Source organism: Rhizobium sp. RU33A (genome assembly GCF_900156055.1).
In the GTDB taxonomy this organism is placed as follows: domain Bacteria; phylum Pseudomonadota; class Alphaproteobacteria; order Rhizobiales; family Rhizobiaceae; genus Allorhizobium.
This window is the reverse complement of the sequence record NZ_FTMQ01000002.1, coordinates 523,018-540,080: the sequence shown is the minus strand read 5'-3', so window position 1 is coordinate 540,080 and position 17,063 is coordinate 523,018. Positions and strand designations below refer to the sequence as shown.

Here is a 17,063-nt window from a genome sequence, read left to right as displayed (position 1 = left end):
CCCGGCTGCGATGCAGCCGGGCTTTTGTTTGTCTCGATCGGTCCAGACGATCAGGCCGACAGCTTGGCCATGACTTCGTCAGAGACTTCGAAGTTTGAATAGACGTTCTGCACGTCGTCATCGTCTTCGAGTGTGTCGATGAGCTTCATCAGCGAGGTCGCCTTTTCTTCATCGACTTCGATCGTGTTCTGCGGCTTCCAGATTGCCTTCACCGATTCCGCGCCACCGAGCACGGCTTCGAGCGCCTTGGACACTTCGTTCATGTCTTCGAAGGCACAATAGATCGTGTGGCCGTCTTCATCGGACACCACGTCCTCGGCACCGGCTTCGATCGCCGCTTCCATGACCTTGTCGGCGTCACCGACAGAGGCTTTGTAGGTGATCTCGCCCACATGGTCGAAGGAGAAGGAAACAGAACCGGTCTCGCCAAGCGCACCGCCAGCCTTGGAGAAGGTCGAGCGAACGACGGACGCGGTGCGGTTGCGGTTGTCGGTCAGCGTCTCGACGATGACGGCGACGCCGCCCGGACCATAGCCCTCGTAGCGGATCGCGTCATAGGTCTCGGCATCGGCGCCCGACGCCTTCTTGATCGCGCGCTCGATATTGTCCTTCGGCATCGACTGCGCCTTGGCGTTCTGCACGGCGAGGCGAAGTGCGGCATTCATCGTAGGGTCGGGCAGACCGGTCTTTGCGGCAACGGTGATTTCGCGCGCGAGCTTGGAGAACATCTTCGAACGGATACCGTCCTGCTTGCCCTTGCGGTGCATGATGTTTTTGAACTGTGAATGGCCAGCCATGGCACCCCTGATCAGGTCTGTTTGTGGGAATGGCCGCCTTATAAGGGCGAAAGCCAGCTGTTTCAAGGCCGCTACAGCGGTTCGAAAGGCCGGAACAAGTGCCTGCCCAACTCGTTGCTGTCAGCGAACACGACAAGGAGATAGAACATGGCAAGTTTCAGCGAAGCCCGCGAAAATCCCGTCGAACAGCTTTGGGATGAAATCGATAACATCCATGCCGGCATGCTTGGCCTGATGGGTGGCAACATGCATATGCAGCCGATGGCACCGAATGCGGATCGCAAGCGTAACGCCATCTGGTTCTTCACCAAGACCGATAGCCATCTTGCGCAGGCCCTGCGTCCCGGCAGCCGCGCGCACTTCTGCGTCGTCGGCAAGGATCACGACTATCACGCCTGCCTCGCAGGCACGCTGGTCGAGAACAAGGATCCGGCGAAGATCGACGAATACTGGAACACGGTCGTTGCTGCCTGGTACGAGGGTGGAAAATCCGATCCGAAGCTGACGCTTCTGGAACTCAAGCTGGACGACGGCGAAATCTGGGCTTCCACAAACAGCTCGCTCAAGTTCGGCTGGGAAATCGCCAAGGCGAACATGAGTGACGATAAACTGCCTGACGTCGGCGTGCACCGCGAGGTGCGCTTCGCCTGAGGTCCATAGGGGGTCCTAAACCCCCTGCAAGACCAGGATCAGCGGCTTCTTCGGCAATGTCCGCATGGACACCGTGAAGCCGCGGTTTTCCGAGATCTGCGTATCGAAACTGTCGTCGAACATCGACAGGAAAGTCTCGATCGGCGGACCACGACGATGCATGGGCAGGATCACTGCGGAGCGCAGACGCTTCACGATCCGGCTCATGCTGTCGGCCCCAAGCGTCAGCCCCCCATCCACCGGCACCATGACGATATCAAGTCGGCCGATCTCGCCGTAATGGGTGTCGGTCAATTCGTGATGCAGATGCCCGAGATGGCCAATGCACAGGCCGGCGACCTCGATGATGAAGATCGAGTTGCCGTTCGACTCCATGGTGCCGCCCCAGCTTCTGATGTCCGTCGGCACGTTTCGGACATAGGCATCGCCAACGACCAGGCGATGCTCGATGGGTTCGCCCGGCTGGGCTTCGTTCCAGCCTTGCAGGACAGCCCCGATCGCCGGATCCGGGTTGAGGGTATAGTGGCTCGAATGCGCCTTGTTCATCGTCACCACGTCGGGCGTGCGCGACGTACGGAGCCAGCCGTTGAAATCGGTGGCAATCGAAATGCCGGCCGGCGTGTCGATCTGGAAGGTCGAGTGGCCAACGAAGGTGATGACAACGTCCTCCTGCACCTGCGCCAGGGTCAGTGCTGGAGCACCGGAGGCTGAGGGTGTGAAGTTGGCGTACTGAACCTTGGGAATTTTCTCGGCAATTAGCTGGCACTGGCTGACCTGCGGTCGCTGTGCCTCTTGCGCCAAGGCACCACCGGTCAGAACCGACAGTACCATCGTGGACAACACCAGTCTCAGCATCATGCCGCTCCCTGCATCCCATCCAGATCAGGAGTGGGAGCATGAGGCAGCGCTGGGAAAGCGTAAAGCGGCCTCCCCCTCTCTAAGCGTCACAATGGCGTTATCGCCGGGCCGTCAGGCCCAGAAGGGTGGGATCGTCTCGGCGAGCCGCGGCCCGAGCCGGAGTGGTGCAATCTTTTCGGCAAGCCCCGTGTTGTCGGAGATCTCGACACCGACGCCACAGATCGTGGCAGGACCGCTTGCCGCCTCGAAGCGGCCCTTGGGCATCTTCGAGATGAAGCGGTTGAGCGGCTCTTCCTTCTCCATGCCGAGCGAGGAGTCGTAGTCGCCGCACATGCCGGCATCCGACATATAGGCCGTGCCGCCGTTCAGGATCTGGTGGTCGGCCGTCGGCACATGGGTATGGGTACCGACGACGAAGCTCGCGCGACCATCGACGAAATGTCCGAAGCACTGCTTCTCGCTGGTCGCCTCGGCATGGAAATCGAAGACGATGACGTCGGCCTGCTCCTTCAGCGGGGCGGCCGCCAGGATCGTCTCGGCGGACTTGAATGGATCGTCCAGCTCTGGATGCATGAAGACGCGGCCCATGATGTTGGCGACGAGCACGCGCGCACCGTTGCGGGCGTAGAAAAGACCGGAGCCCTTGCCGGGCGTGCCGGCCGGATAGTTGGCCGGTCGAAGGAACTGGTCGTGCCGGGTGCAGAACGACACCGCCTCCTTCTGGTCCCAGACATGGTTGCCGGTCGTCACCACATCGGCACCGGCGTTGATCGTCTCGAGATAGATGTCCTCGGTGATGCCGAAGCCACCAGCGGCGTTCTCGCCGTTGACGATAACGAAATCGAGCTTCAGGTCGGAGATCAGGCCCGGCAACCGCTCCCATACAGCCGTACGTCCGGTCTTGCCCACCATGTCTCCGAGGAACAGAAGTCGCATTTTCGTCCAATCACTCCATGAATCTTCTAAGGCCGCTCTCGGTCAGCACGGCTTCCAGCCGGACGTCATGGGCCTCATAGGGCACTTCTGCCACCTCCTGACAGTCGAATGCAATGCCGATCAGCCGCGGATGCCGGCCTTTTTCCCTGAGACGGGCAATCGCGCGGTCGTAATGACCGGCACCATAGCCGATCCGGTTGCCACGAGCATCAAAGGCAGAGAGCGGAACCAGAAGCAGATCGGGATCAAGCACCGCAGCTTCAGGGCCTGGGCCCCGGGTGCCAAAACCGGTATCGACGAGCTCCGCGCCGGCTGCGAGTTCACGGAAGACGATCGTCTCCTTGTCGAGAACGACAGGCAGGCAGAGCCGCGCACCCCGGGCCTTGAGCCGCGCCATCAGCGGGCGAATATCCGCCTCGGATCGGATCGGGAAAAAGCCTGAGACGACGAGACCGGGCTCCAGCGAAAGATCGTCTCCCGCAAGCTCCGCCATGGCGAGACTGTGCTCCAGCCTCGTCTCCGCCGGGATCGCGTCCCGCACCGCCAGCCGCGCCTTCCGGATCTCGGCCTTCAATGCCCGCTTTTCCACCATCAGAAGGCTTTCTCCTTTCAACCACCCCAGATTTGGGGAGGCTCCCCAACAAAAAATCGTGTTTTTGCCCTTCGTCAACTCGGATTCGAAAACCCCTGCAAAACCAAGGATTAACTCAAAGCGCTTAGACTAACGTCCAAGTCAACGTCCAAAGGGCATTTTATAATGCAGTTCTTCTCGCGCTTCGGCATCACGAAAACAATCACTGCCACGACAGTCCTGATCCTGATCGCGGCGCTCGGAGCCGTGGCCTGGGTCATCTCCGGCAGCATCGAAACCCGCATCCAGCAGCAGGCAATTGCCGGCCAGGATGCAAGCCTTCGCACGGCGGCGACGATCATTGAACGGGATCTGCCCGGCACGACCGTGACATGGGCCGCAGACGGGAATGTCCAGCGCATCGTCATGGAAGCCATTCCGTCCGAGTTCACTGAGCACGGCATGATCGACGTCATCGGCCGCATGACCGGCCAGACGGCCACGATCTTTGCCTGGGATGCCGAAAGCAAGGACTTCTGGCGCCGCACCACCAACATCATCAAACCGGATGGCAACCGCGCCGTCGGCACCGCACTCGGCCAGACTGGCGCCGTCTACCCCTATTCCGTCAAGGGCGAGGTCTATCGCGGCGAAGCCGTCATCCTGGAGACGCCATACTACACGATTTACCAGCCGATCTTCTCGCCAGCCGGTGATGTGCTCGGCATTCTCTATGCCGGCGTGCGCAAGGCCGACATCAACAGCATCGCAACCGAGATGACCTATGCGATCGGCACCACTGCGCTGATCGTGCTTCTGATCGCCGCAACGCTGATCGCCCTGCTCGTCCGTCGCATCGTCGGCTCCTTGCCGCGCCTGACGGCCGTCGCCGATCGCCTCGCCTCCGGCCAGCTCGAAACTGAGGTGCCGGATCAGGACCTGAAGAACGAGGTCGGCGCACTTGCGCGGGCAATCAACGTCTTCCGTGAAAGCGCGATCCAGAAGATCGAGATCGAACGCCGTGCTGCCGAAGCAGCAGCCCAGGGGGATCAGGAACGTGCAGCGCGGGAAGTCGCCAAGGCTGAAGATGCCCGCCAGGTGCAGGAAGCCGTCGATGCTCTCGCCAACGGACTGAACCGTCTGAGCGACGGCGATCTGACAGTGCGCATCGATCGCGCGTTTACCGGAAACCTCGACCGTCTGCGCATCGACTTCAACGCCTCCGTCGAGAAGCTCAGCAGCACGCTCGCCGAGATCCGCGACGAAACCTCCGGCATCGAGGCGAGCTCGGCCGAGATGCGCTCCGCGACCGACGACCTGTCGAAGCGAACCGAACAGCAGGCCGCCTCTCTCGAAGAGACGTCCGCCGCCCTTGAGGAGATCACATCGACCGTGCGTGGCTCGTCGGCCAAGGCAGACGAAGCTGCAACCATGGCGACCAAGGCTCGCCAAAGCACGGAGAGCTCCAGCAAGGTCGTGTCCAACGCGATCGAGGCCATGAGCCGCATCGAGCAGGCGTCGAGCGAGATCTCGAAGATCATCAACGTCATCGACGAGATTGCCTTCCAGACCAACCTGCTGGCGCTCAATGCCGGCGTCGAGGCAGCGCGCGCTGGCGAAGCCGGCAAGGGCTTTGCCGTCGTTGCCCAGGAAGTCCGTGAACTCGCCCAGCGTTCCGCAAATGCGGCCAAGGACATCAAGGCGCTGATCAACAAGTCGGGTGAAGCCGTCGCCGGCGGTGTGTCGCTGGTTCAGCAGACCGGCAGCGCGCTCACCGAGATCTCCAACCAGGTGGCCGTCATCAACGACCATATCACCTCGATCGCCTCGGCTGCCCGTGAGCAGTCTACCGCGCTGAACGAGATCAATGGCTCGGTCAACCACATGGACCAGTTCACCCAGAAGAACGCCGCCATGGTGGAAGAGGCGACCGCCGTGACCCACCGTCTGGCCGATAGCGCTCGCAATCTGGGTGGCCTTGTCGCGCAGTTCCGTGTTGCTGCAGGAGCCGTCACTTCGAACCGTGCTCCAGCGCCGAGCTATACTGCACCGGCACCGACGGCCCGCCCGGCAGCACGCCCAGCCGCCGCTCAAGCCGAGACGCGCCCCGTAGCCTCACCGGCGCGCCGCATGGTCGGCAACCTCGCCAAGGCCTTTGGTGGCGGCAGCACGGCAGCCGCTGCCTCACAGGACAACTGGGAAGAATTCTGATCCCAGGAACCGATCAAAGAGAAAAGCCGTCGCGAGTGATCGCGGCGGCTTTTTGCATCATGTCTGATGAGAAGGGGAAGGTGCGATCCACGGCAACCGATGGAGATTTACGATCCTGGGTGCCTACAAACGTAGGTGGGCGCCATATGTCCGAGCCCACGGGCCCGGCCAGGGACAGCTCCCTTTGGATCGAGTATGGCCCCAGGGATTGTGGTTCCTGTCGTGAGGCGCAGATCGCAATTCAGATATAGGCGCTTCGCGGTCGCTGCGCCAGTGGGCTCGAAAAATAGTCCTCAAGCCTGAGGCTGGGGAGCGGGCCGCTGGGTCAGTTTGCGGGTGATGCCGTTCAAGCGATCTGCAAGGTCTGATATCGCATGCGCCACGGCTTCCTCGCGATGATGCACGCCGGAAAGGGCTGTATCGCGCCCCTCGCGGAAACCGGCAAGCTCCTCCTCGGCTGCAGCAAGCCGACGATTGATCTCGGCCATCTCGTCCATGACCATGATCCCGGCCATGACGGTAATCCTCAGATCGCCGATCTCACCGAACTGTCCCTTGAGATGGCCGACATAACGATCGAACTCGCTTGCAAGCTCCGTCAGATGGGCTTCCTGCCCCTCCTCGCACGCCATGCGATAGGCTTTTCCGTCGATCGTGACTGTGACCTGCGCCATCGGCGTTCCAACTCTCTTCTACGCGTGGTGCTCCCGCACCGTATGCAAACATGCGCCCCGCGGCCCGAATTTTACCGATCGAGCACCGCCCGGATCGTTTCCATCGCCGTCACCAGCCGACGCGAGACCTCGCGGTTGACCTCTTCGAGCCGGTTGGCCCTGAATTCCGACTGGTCAAGTTCCTGAGCAAGGCGGGCGCGATCGGCATGCACGCGCCGCACCTCGCCATCAATCTCCGTACTCTCGCGCTCCGCTTCGAAACGCATGTCGACGGCGTTCTCGAGCCCGGCGACAGCCTGCCGCAGCGCCGCGAGCGCGGCATCCACCGAATTTTCCGCCGGCATTCTCTTGCCCCTGCCTCAGTGAAGTCTGTTCGCTACACGAATCGTCATGGCCGCCCCGATCATGTGAGCCGGGACAGTAAGCCCCGCCCTTGGCACGCGTCAATAAAGCGCACGCCTCCGGAAGAAGCCAATTCTGTGGAAGACTGTCTCGTTCTTGCCGCTCCGTAAGTCATCCGGCGCCGTCGCACAGGAAAGAGGCAAAGAGATGTTTTCTTGATCCAGGAAACGCCGCAACCCGGGCCATTTGTTGACTTGCGCGATGCACCTGCTAAGGATCACCCCCGTTCAGACGGCCCGTCTCGGCGAGCCGTGTCTCGAAGCCCCGGAACAAGCGGAAAAGCCATGATTTCTCCCGAAAAACATCAACGGATGGCGAATGCGATCCGTTTCCTCGCCATGGATGCAGTGGAAAAGGCCAATTCCGGCCACCCCGGCATGCCCATGGGCTGCGCCGATGTCGCGACCGTTCTCTTTACCCGCTATCTGAGCTTCGACCCCAAGAACCCGCTGTGGCCAGACCGCGACCGCTTTGTCCTGTCGGCCGGTCACGGCTCGATGCTGATCTACTCGCTTCTCTATTTGACCGGCTACGAGGACATGACGATCGAGGACATCAAGTCCTTCCGTCAGCTCGGCGCCAAGACCGCCGGCCACCCGGAATACGGCCACGCCTCCGGCATCGAGACGACCACGGGTCCGCTCGGCCAGGGCATTGCCACGGCCGTCGGCATGGCGCTTGCCGAAAAGAAGCTCGAAGACGAGTTCGGCTCCGAGCTGCAGAACCATTACACCTATGCGCTGGCCGGTGACGGCTGCCTCATGGAAGGCATCAGCCAGGAAGCGATCACGCTCGCCGGCCATCTGAAGCTCAACAAGCTGATCGTCTTCTGGGACGACAACGGCATCTCGATCGACGGCGCGATCTCGCTGGCCGACTCGACCGACCAGCATGCCCGCTTCCGCTCGGCCGGCTGGAACACGCTCGCCATCGACGGCCATGATCCGGAAGCGATCGCCGCTGCCATCGAGACCGCCAAGAAGTCCGACAAGCCGACCATGATCGCCGCCAAGACCGTCATCGGCTTTGGCGCCCCGAACAAGGCCGGCACCCACAAGGTTCACGGCTCGCCGCTCGGCGCCGACGAGATCGCCGCCACCCGCAAGGCGCTCGGCTGGGAAGACGAAGCCTTCTCGATCCCCGCTGACGTGCTCGACGCCTGGCGTCTGGCTGGCCTGCGCTCGACCAAGACGCGCAAGGACTGGGAAGCCCGCCTTGCTGGCGCCGAAGCCGAAAAACGCGCCGAGTTCAACCGCCGCTTCGCCGGCGAACTGCCGGGCACGCTCGCCGGTGCCGTCGACGCCTACAAGAAGAAGCTCGCTGAAACCAAGCCGACGGTTGCAACCCGCAAGGCTTCGGAAGATGCGCTTGAAGTCATCAATGGTGTCGTCACCGAAACACTCGGCGGCTCCGCCGACCTGACCGGCTCGAACAACACCAAGACCAGCCAGACCAAGTCGATCACACCGACCGACTTCTCTGGCCGTTACATCCATTACGGCATCCGCGAACACGGCATGGCGGCTGCGATGAACGGGATTGCGCTTCATGGCGGTCTGATCCCCTATTCCGGCGGCTTCCTGATCTTCTCGGACTATTGCCGTCCGTCGATCCGTCTGGCTGCCCTCATGGGCATCCGCGTCATCCACGTCCTGACCCATGATTCCATCGGTCTGGGCGAAGACGGCCCGACCCACCAGCCGGTCGAGCACATGGCAGCCCTCCGCGCTATCCCGAACCTCCTGATGTTCCGCCCGGCCGACGCCACGGAAACGGTGGAATGCTGGCAGGTGGCACTTGAAACCAAGGATCGTCCGTCCGGCATCGCCCTCACGCGTCAGAACCTGATCCCGGCCCGCACCGAGTATGAAGAGCGTAACCTCTGCGCCCAGGGTGCTTACGAGCTGATTTCGGCAAGCGACGCCAAGGTCTCGATTTTCGCCTCCGGTTCGGAAGTGGAAATCGCGATGAAGGCGCAGCAGCAGCTGGAAGCCAAGGGTATTCCGGCCCGCGTCGTTTCAGTTCCCTGCTTCGAACTCTTCTTCGAGCAGGACGCCGACTATCAGGAAGCGATCATCGGCCACGCGCCGGTCAACATCGCCGTCGAAGCCGGCATCCGCCAGGGCTGGGACGCCATCATCGGTTCCGCCGGCACCTTCATCGGCATGAAGTCCTTCGGCGCCTCCGGCCCGGCCAAGGAACTCTACAAGCACTTCGGCATCACGGCTGACGCCGTCGTCGCTGCCGCCGAAGCCAAGCTTGCCTGACACAATCCCGCCAGGGCGTCGCCAAAGGCGCCCTGACATTGCCCAAGAGCTCAATATTCAATCGGGAGTGCATCAATGACTGTGAAAGTTGCCATCAACGGCTTCGGCCGTATCGGACGTAACGTTCTCCGCGCCATCGTCGAATCCGGCCGCACCGACATCGAAGTCGTCGCGATCAACGATCTCGGCCCGGTCGAGACCAACGCGCATCTGCTGCGTTACGACTCGATCCACGGCAAGTTCCCGGCCACGGTAAAGGTCGAAGGCGACACGATCATCATCGACGGCGGCAAGCCGATCAAGGTCACCGCGATCAAGGATCCGGCAACGCTTCCGCACAAGGAACTCGGCGTCGACATCGCCATGGAATGCACGGGCATCTTCACCTCGCGTGACAAGGCTGCCCTTCACCTCCAGGCTGGCGCCAAGCGCGTCATCGTTTCGGCACCGGCCGATGGTGCTGACCTCACCGTCGTCTTCGGCGTCAACCATGACCAGCTGACCAAGGACCATCTGGTCATCTCCAACGCATCCTGCACGACGAACTGCTTGGTTCCGGTCGTCAAGACGCTGGATGACGCCGTCGGCATCGACCACGGCTTCATGACCACGATCCACTCCTACACCGGTGACCAGCCGACGCTCGACACCATGCACAAGGACCTCTACCGCGCCCGCGCGGCAGCGCTCTCCATGATCCCGACCTCGACCGGTGCCGCCAAGGCTGTTGGCCTGGTCCTGCCGCACCTCAAGGGCCGTCTCGACGGCACTTCGATCCGCGTGCCGACCCCGAACGTCTCGGTCGTCGATTTCAAGTTTGTCGCCAAGCGGAACACCACGGCTCAGGAAATCAACGACGCCATCATCGCCGCCTCGGATGGCGCGTTGAAGGGCATCCTCGGCTACACCGACGAGCCGCTGGTTTCGCGCGACTTCAACCACGACAGCCACTCGTCAATCTTCGCCCTCGACCAGACCAAGGTTCTCGAAGGCAACTTCGTGCGCATCCTGACCTGGTACGACAACGAGTGGGGCTTCTCCAACCGCATGTCGGATACGGCAGTGGCACTGGCCAAGCTCATCTGATCTCAATCAACTGATCTCGCATGCAGGCGGGCCAGCGATGGCCCGCCTTTTTTTGTTTCGGGCAGACCCCCACAGGCAGGAAAAAAATCGTTCCCCACGGGAACAATAGGCCGCCTCGTCAGTTGCCCCTACGAATTGTGGCGCAAATACGGCCACCCTTGTGGTCGCTTCACCACATTCTGGCGCAGAACCTGCGCCTTCTCCGGGGGTTGTTTTGCCCCTGATGACATCGAAAGGATACCGGACCATTGGCTCTCACAACGACCGATCCCCAAACAGCCGTCGCCGAAGATGCGATACCGGCGCCCGAAGGGCGGACCGAAATCATCGACACTGATTATGAGATCGGTCAGGACAACATCAACTTCCGCCGCCGTTTCGTCTTTGAGCTCGACATTCATAATGTCGTCTTCAGCGTCTCGGCTCTGTCAATCGTACTCTTTACCTTCCTGACGCTGGCCTTCCAGACCACGCTCGAACCGGCCTTCACGGGTCTCAGGAACTTTCTGACGAGCAATCTCGACTGGTTCTTCCTGCTGACAGGCAATGTCTTCGTACTCGTCTGCATCGGCCTCATCCTGTCACCGCTCGGGCGCATCCGTCTTGGCGGACCGGAAGCAACACCGGACTACGGCAATCTCGCTTGGTTCTCGATGCTCTTTGCCGCCGGCATGGGCATTGGCCTGATGTTCTACGGGGTCTCCGAGCCCATGGGGCATTTCACGGCAGCGCTTGGCGGACCGGTTTTCGAAGACGGCGTTCGCACGGACTGGTCACCGCTGAATGGCGCTGTTGGCGATCCTGAAGCCGCCCGTCGCCTTGCCATGGCCGCCACGATCTTCCACTGGGGCCTGCATCCCTGGGCGATCTATGCCGTCGTCGCGCTTTCGCTCGCACTCTTCTCCTTCAACAAGGGCTTGCCGCTCACCTTGCGTTCGATCTTCTACCCGATCTTCGGCGAGCGCGTCTGGGGCTGGCCGGGCCATGTAATCGACATTCTCGCGGTCTTTGCCACCATCTTCGGCCTGTCGACTTCGCTCGGCATCGGAGCGCAGCAGGCAAGTGCCGGCCTGGAATTCCTCTTTGGCATTCCCTCGACCGAAACCACGATGATCCTGCTCGTGCTCGCCATCACCTGCATTGCCATCGCATCGGTGGTTGCCGGCATGGACAAGGGCGTGAAACTGCTGTCGGAGGTCAACCTCGGTCTGGCAGCCCTGTTGCTGGTCTTCATCATCGCCGTTGGCCCGACCATGCAGATCATCCAGGGCTTCTTCCTGAACCTCAAGGCCTATGCGACCTATCTGCCGGCTCTGGCCAATCCGTTCGGTCGTGAAGACACGAACTTCTCACAGGGCTGGACGGCTTTCTACTGGGCCTGGTGGATCAGCTGGTCGCCGTTTGTCGGCATGTTCATCGCCCGCGTCAGCCGTGGTCGCACGGTTCGCGGCCTTCTGACCGCAGTCCTGCTCATCCCCTCGCTCGTCTCCGTCCTCTGGATGACGGCGCTCGGCGGCACGGCGATCAGCCAGCTCGTCAACGATGGCCTGACCAGCGTTCAGGATGCAGCCCTTGAACTGCAGCTCTTCGAAATGCTGGCGCATCTGCCGATCACGGCGGTGACCTCCTTCATTGGCATCGTGCTCGTGATCGTCTTCTTCGTGACCTCGTCGGACTCCGGTTCGCTGGTCATCGACACGATCTCCGCGGGCGGCAAGGTCAACGCACCGGTTCCCCAGCGCGTCTTTTGGGCGACTTTCGAAGGCCTGGTAGCCGTTGCACTGCTTCTCGGCGGAGGGCTCGTGGCGCTCCAGGCCATGGCGGTCTCCACCGGCCTGCCCTTCGCGATCGTCTTGCTTGGCGCGAGCTATGCCTTGATCAAGGGCCTCTTGTCGGAACCCAGATAAAACTCTGTTGGGGCGGATTTAAAAATTTAAATCCGCCCTAATATCATCATGATCCCATTCCATTTTCTTCCTGCCATCCGGCAAATCTGAGTTTCATGAAATTGTCAGCCTGTAGGCATGTCGCTCGCGCAGACGCAATCGGTCTGACAGTCGCCATGCCTGTCGCAGAGCGGGATCTCGGGGATTGGAAATAGGGCGAGAGGGGAAGAGGATTGAGTGAGTTCTATGCGGTCACGCTGGTTGCGACAGCCCTGGTTTTCCTGGCCGCTTTTTCGAGCCTCATAGCCTTCCGCTTCGGTGCTCCCCTTCTCCTTCTGTTCCTGACCATCGGCCTTGGTGCCGGCGTCGATGGTCTCGGCATCGAGTTTTCCAACTTCCCGCTTGCCTACGTGATCGGCTCGCTCGCTCTGGCGGTCGTTCTTTTCGACTCCGGTTTCGGCACCTCGCTCCAGTCCTTCAGGCTCTCGGCGGGCCCTGCCCTCACTCTGGCGACACTGGGAGTGCTGCTGACCACACTTCTCGTCGGGGTCGCCGCGCATTTTCTGTTCGGCCTCAGCTATCTCGAAGGCATGTTGCTCGGCGCAATCCTTGGCTCCACCGACGCCGCAGCCGTGTTCTTCCTTCTCCGTATCGGCGGCATCAACATCCGCGACAGGGTTCGGTCCTCCCTGGAAGTCGAATCCGGCACCAACGACCCGATGGCGATCTTCCTCACAATCGCGCTTGTCGAACTGATTACAACCGGCAGCGGCTCCGAAGGGCTGTCGCTCGAACTGCTCAGGCTCTTCGTCGAACAGATGGGCATAGGTCTGATCCTTGGTCTCCTCGGTGGCGCGTCGATCGCCTTCATCTTGCGCAAGCTGCAGATCGAGCAGGGGCTCGCTCCGATTTTCATGCTGGCGATGGCGCTGATGATCTTCGCCTTCACAGGCCTGATCGGCGGCAGCGGCTTCCTCGCCGTCTATGTGGCCGGCATCTACGCAGGCTCTCGGAAATTGCCTTCAACGGTCTCGATCAAGCGCTTCCAGGACGGCATGACCTGGCTTGCCCAGATCATCATGTTCCTGGTCCTCGGACTGCTGGCGACCCCGTCGCAGTTCCCAGAAATCCTGCTGCCGGCAGTTCTGCTCGCTCTTTTCCTGGTCTTCATCGCCCGACCGATCGCTGTCTGGCTTTGCCTTTTGCCCTTCGACTTTACCCAGCGCGAAACCGGCTTCATCGCATGGGTGGGCCTGCGCGGCGCCGTCTCGATCCTGCTCGGCATCGTGCCGGTGGTCGGCAACATGGAAAACGGCCAGACCTTCTTCAACACGGCCTTCATCGTCGTCATGATCTCGCTCGTCCTGCAGGGCTGGACCATCAAGCCGCTCGCCAAACGCCTCGGCCTGATCATCCCGCCGCGCATCGGCGCGATCGACAAGGTCGAACTCGACCTGCCGGGGACGGCCAATCATGAACTGCTGGCTTATCGTGTGGTCGCCGGCAGCCCCGTGTTGGGAGGCGAGCGCGTTCCCCGCTGGGCCATGCCTTCGCTGGTCATTCGTGACGGCAAGTCCATGCGCTATCAATATGCCGGACGCCTGCGCGAGAATGATCAGGTCTATCTCTTCATTGCGCCGAGCTACTCGAAGCTCCTCGACCGCCTCTTTGCAACCGAGGCACCCGTCGAAGAGGACGATGGCGAGTTCTTCGGCACTTTTGCCATTTCGCCCTCCACCCATGTCCGCGACCTCGACGAAGCCTATGGGCCCCTGTCGATCACGGACAGTGAACGGGGCAAGACGGTTGCCGAGATGATCACCCAGCGTCTCGGCGGTCGCGCCGATTATGCCGATCGCGTCCGTCTCGGCACCATCGTGCTCATTGTTCGCGACATCGACGAACATGGCCATATTGCCACGGTTGGCGTTTCGATGGAGCCGGTGGAGCCTGCGACCACCTGGCCGATCTTTCTCAACCTGCGTGAACTTGCCCACGCGACCCGCGATTACCTGCGCCGCAAGCGGGCTGCCGCAAGAGGCGAAGTCGGCGGCGAAAAATGACGGCGCTTGCCTTGCGCCGTCACGCAAGCGGTGTAAGGTCCGGCCCGTCAGCCCCATTCAACAGCATTCAAGACGGGTAATTCCATGCCGGCTTTCAAGACACTCGACGATCTCACCGACATCGCAGGCAAGCGCGTGCTTGTCCGCGTCGACCTCAACGTGCCCGTCACCGACGGCAAGGTTTCCGACACGACGCGCATCGAGCGCGTGGCGCCGACGATCCTCGAACTGTCTGAAAAGGGCGCCAAGGTCATCCTGCTCGCACATTTCGGTCGCCCAAAGGGTGAACCGGTTGCCGACCAGTCGCTGTCGCTGATTGCACCCGCCGTCGAGGAAGTGCTCGACCAGCGCGTTGCTTTCGCCTCCGACTGCATCGGCGCCCCGGCAGCAGACGCTATCGCCAAGATGGAAAATGGCGACATCCTGCTTCTCGAAAACACCCGCTTCCACAAGGGCGAAGAAAAGAATACCCCCGAGTTTACCGCGGAGCTCGCGAAGAACGGCGACATCTACGTCAACGACGCCTTTTCAGCCGCCCACCGCGCGCACGCCTCGACGGAGGGGCTGGCCCATCACCTTCCTGCCTATGCCGGCCGCACCATGCAGGCCGAGCTTGAAGCCTTGGAAAAAGGTCTCGGACAGCCGACACGCCCGGTCGTCGCTATTGTCGGCGGTGCTAAGGTCTCGACCAAGATCGACCTCCTGTCCAACCTGGTGACCAAGGTCGATGCGCTCGTCATCGGCGGTGGCATGGCCAATACCTTTATCGCCGCCCAGGGCATTGATGTCGGCAAGTCGCTTTGCGAGCACGACCTCGCCGAGACCGCCCGCTCGATCATGGAAACGGCGAAGACTGCCGGCTGCGCGATTGTGCTTCCGGTCGACGGCGTTGTCGCTCGGGAATTCAAGGCAAACGCCCCCAACGAAACCGTCGAGATCAACGCCATCCCGGCGGATGCGATGATGCTCGATGTCGGCCCGAAGTCGGTCGAACTGATCAGTGGCTGGATCGGCAAGGCCGCGACGCTGGTCTGGAATGGCCCGCTGGGCGCCTTCGAGATCGCTCCCTTCGACAAGGCAACGGTGTCGGCCGCCTTGCACGCAGCCGAGCAGACCAGAGCCGGCAAGCTCGTTTCCGTCGCTGGCGGCGGCGACACTGTCTCGGCGCTCAACCATGCCGAGGTCGCCGACGACTTCTCCTATGTGTCGACGGCCGGCGGCGCCTTCCTGGAATGGATGGAAGGCAAGGAACTGCCGGGCGTGGCTGTCCTCACCAAGGGCTAAACGACGGCGGCTCAACCGCCCGATATCTCAAATGAACCGCGTGCCTCCCGGGCGCGCGGTTTTTCCGTGCGTCATTTGGCCGTCGACAGAGACGTGTTACCATCCCCCAAGGGAACCTCCGGCACACGCGATGGGTTTGTATCGTGAAGAACCGGATCGCGAAGAAGGCATGGGCGGACCGCGCAACGCACGTCAATTGAAAGGGATTTAAAAATCTTTGAATTTTCAAACGATTGAAATGATTTCAATCGTTTCAATAGCTTAGCAGCCCATTTTCCCCTTGGGGAAGTTCTGTTATCGCCGATGTCACCACGGTCCTGAGAGGCCGAAGAGGGTCAGGGAGTGCCCGGACGGCCAGAGTGTCCGTCCTAAGAGCAAGACAACAGTCCGGCGCCATGCGCGCCATGATCGGGATAGGAGTGAGTTATGGTGGACGCAAAGATGTTGAACAAGATCACCTCAGCGCCGGGCTTCATCGCTGCGCTGGACCAGAGTGGGGGTTCGACACCCGGCGCCCTGCGCCTCTACGGCGTTGCCGAAACCGATTATGACGGTGACGACGAGATGTACCGCCTGATCCACGCCATGCGCGTGCGCATCATGAAGGCACCGGCCTTCTCTGGCGACAAGGTCATCGGCGCCATCCTATTCGAGCGCACGATGGACGGCGACGTCGACGGCGAACCCGTCCCCTCCTTCCTCTGGGAAAAGCGTGGCGTCGTGCCCTTCCTCAAGATCGACAAGGGACTTCTCGACGAAGAGAACGGCGTCCAGTTGATGAAGCCGATGCCCGACCTCGACACGCTCCTGACCCGCGGACGCGACAAGGGCATCTTCGGCACCAAGATGCGCTCGGTCATCGCCCATGCCGACAAGGCCGGCATCGCCGCCGTCGTCAAACAGCAATTCGAAGTCGCCCGCCAGATCATCGGCCAGGGGCTTGTTCCGATCGTCGAGCCGGAAGTCTCGATCAAGAGCGCGACCAAGGCCGAGGCCGAGTCCATCCTTCGCGATGAAATCGCTGCCGAGCTGGACAAGCTGCCATCAGGCGACAAGGTCATGCTGAAGCTGACCATTCCGACGGTGGCCGATTTCTACGCCCCGCTGATGTCCCACGCTGCCGTCGTGCGCGTCGTCGCACTGTCCGGCGGTTACAGCACCGTGGATGCCTGCGAGAGACTCAGCCAGAACCACGGGATGATCGCAAGCTTCTCGCGTGCCCTGGCCGAGAAGCTGCGCGTCTCGATGAGCGATGCCGAGTTCAATGCGAGCATCGCCGCAACCATCGACCAGATTTATGCCGCAAGCGTCAAAAAGGTAGGCGCGATGGCTGCCGAGTAAGCGGCGGTCACGGCCTCCGGTTGATCCGGTGGCGCA

14 protein-coding genes and 1 other RNA gene are annotated in these 17,063 nt (G+C 61.5%); 8 read left to right on the top strand and 7 right to left on the bottom strand.

What is annotated here, in order from left to right; genetic code table 11:
* Positions 1-50 precede the first annotated feature (50 nt).
* Positions 51-797: a YebC/PmpR family DNA-binding transcriptional regulator gene (locus tag BW978_RS08515; protein WP_076394099.1), complete on the bottom strand. Its 747-nt coding sequence runs from the start codon at positions 795-797 to the stop codon at positions 51-53.
* Positions 798-944: 147 nt separating this feature from the next.
* Here BW978_RS08515 and BW978_RS08510 point away from each other — a divergent pair, with 147 nt between their 5' ends.
* A complete protein-coding gene (locus BW978_RS08510) occupies positions 945-1,448 on the top strand; it encodes a pyridoxamine 5'-phosphate oxidase family protein (RefSeq protein ID WP_076394086.1) in 504 nt (167 codons plus the stop codon).
* Between the two features lie 15 nt (positions 1,449-1,463).
* On the opposite strand, the gene BW978_RS08505 is transcribed toward BW978_RS08510, so the two are convergent.
* The 3 genes from BW978_RS08505 to BW978_RS08495 all read right to left on the bottom strand — a co-directional run bounded on the left by BW978_RS08505 (position 1,464) and on the right by BW978_RS08495 (position 3,831).
* Complete coding sequence (locus BW978_RS08505) at positions 1,464-2,306, bottom strand: MBL fold metallo-hydrolase (protein ID WP_076394084.1); 843 nt, start codon at positions 2,304-2,306, stop codon at positions 1,464-1,466.
* A gap of 111 nt (positions 2,307-2,417) precedes the next feature.
* Positions 2,418-3,242, bottom strand: a complete 825-nt coding sequence (locus BW978_RS08500; protein ID WP_076394082.1) for a TIGR00282 family metallophosphoesterase — start codon at positions 3,240-3,242, stop codon at positions 2,418-2,420.
* 10 nt (positions 3,243-3,252) lie between these two features.
* Positions 3,253-3,831: a 5-formyltetrahydrofolate cyclo-ligase gene (locus BW978_RS08495; RefSeq protein WP_139330446.1), complete on the bottom strand. Its 579-nt coding sequence runs from the start codon at positions 3,829-3,831 to the stop codon at positions 3,253-3,255.
* Positions 3,832-3,999: 168 nt separating this feature from the next.
* Here BW978_RS08495 and BW978_RS08490 point away from each other — a divergent pair, with 168 nt between their 5' ends.
* A complete protein-coding gene (locus tag BW978_RS08490; protein ID WP_076394078.1) occupies positions 4,000-6,024 on the top strand; it encodes a methyl-accepting chemotaxis protein in 2,025 nt (674 codons plus the stop codon).
* A gap of 80 nt (positions 6,025-6,104) precedes the next feature.
* Here BW978_RS08490 and ssrS read toward each other — a convergent pair.
* The 3 genes from ssrS to BW978_RS08475 all read right to left on the bottom strand — a co-directional run bounded on the left by ssrS (position 6,105) and on the right by BW978_RS08475 (position 7,042).
* Positions 6,105-6,263: non-coding RNA, 6S RNA (ssrS, locus tag BW978_RS08485), on the bottom strand.
* A gap of 54 nt (positions 6,264-6,317) precedes the next feature.
* Positions 6,318-6,698 carry a cell division protein ZapA gene (locus tag BW978_RS08480; protein ID WP_076394076.1) on the bottom strand — a complete coding sequence of 127 codons (381 nt, stop codon included), beginning with the start codon at positions 6,696-6,698 and terminating at the stop codon, positions 6,318-6,320.
* Between the two features lie 71 nt (positions 6,699-6,769).
* On the bottom strand, positions 6,770-7,042 hold the full coding sequence (locus BW978_RS08475; RefSeq protein ID WP_076394074.1) for a DUF4164 domain-containing protein: 273 nt from the start codon (positions 7,040-7,042) through the stop codon (positions 6,770-6,772).
* A 342-nt stretch (positions 7,043-7,384) separates the two neighbouring features.
* On the opposite strand from BW978_RS08475, the gene tkt reads away from it, so the two are divergent.
* From tkt to BW978_RS08445, 6 genes are all read left to right on the top strand, one after another.
* Positions 7,385-9,367, top strand: coding sequence for a transketolase (tkt, locus tag BW978_RS08470; protein ID WP_076394072.1), 1,983 nt, complete (start codon positions 7,385-7,387; stop codon positions 9,365-9,367).
* A 75-nt stretch (positions 9,368-9,442) separates the two neighbouring features.
* Entirely contained in the window at positions 9,443-10,453 is a 1,011-nt protein-coding gene (gene gap, locus BW978_RS08465; protein ID WP_076394070.1) for a type I glyceraldehyde-3-phosphate dehydrogenase, read from the top strand.
* A 248-nt stretch (positions 10,454-10,701) separates the two neighbouring features.
* A complete protein-coding gene (locus BW978_RS08460; RefSeq protein ID WP_076394068.1) occupies positions 10,702-12,360 on the top strand; it encodes a BCCT family transporter in 1,659 nt (552 codons plus the stop codon).
* 212 nt (positions 12,361-12,572) lie between these two features.
* Positions 12,573-14,402, top strand: coding sequence for a potassium/proton antiporter (locus tag BW978_RS08455; protein WP_076394066.1), 1,830 nt, complete (start codon positions 12,573-12,575; stop codon positions 14,400-14,402).
* An 84-nt stretch (positions 14,403-14,486) separates the two neighbouring features.
* On the top strand, positions 14,487-15,686 hold the full coding sequence (locus tag BW978_RS08450) for a phosphoglycerate kinase (RefSeq protein WP_076394064.1): 1,200 nt from the start codon (positions 14,487-14,489) through the stop codon (positions 15,684-15,686).
* A 426-nt stretch (positions 15,687-16,112) separates the two neighbouring features.
* Positions 16,113-17,027: a fructose bisphosphate aldolase gene (locus BW978_RS08445; RefSeq protein ID WP_076394062.1), complete on the top strand. Its 915-nt coding sequence runs from the start codon at positions 16,113-16,115 to the stop codon at positions 17,025-17,027.
* Positions 17,028-17,063: the final 36 nt, after the last annotated feature.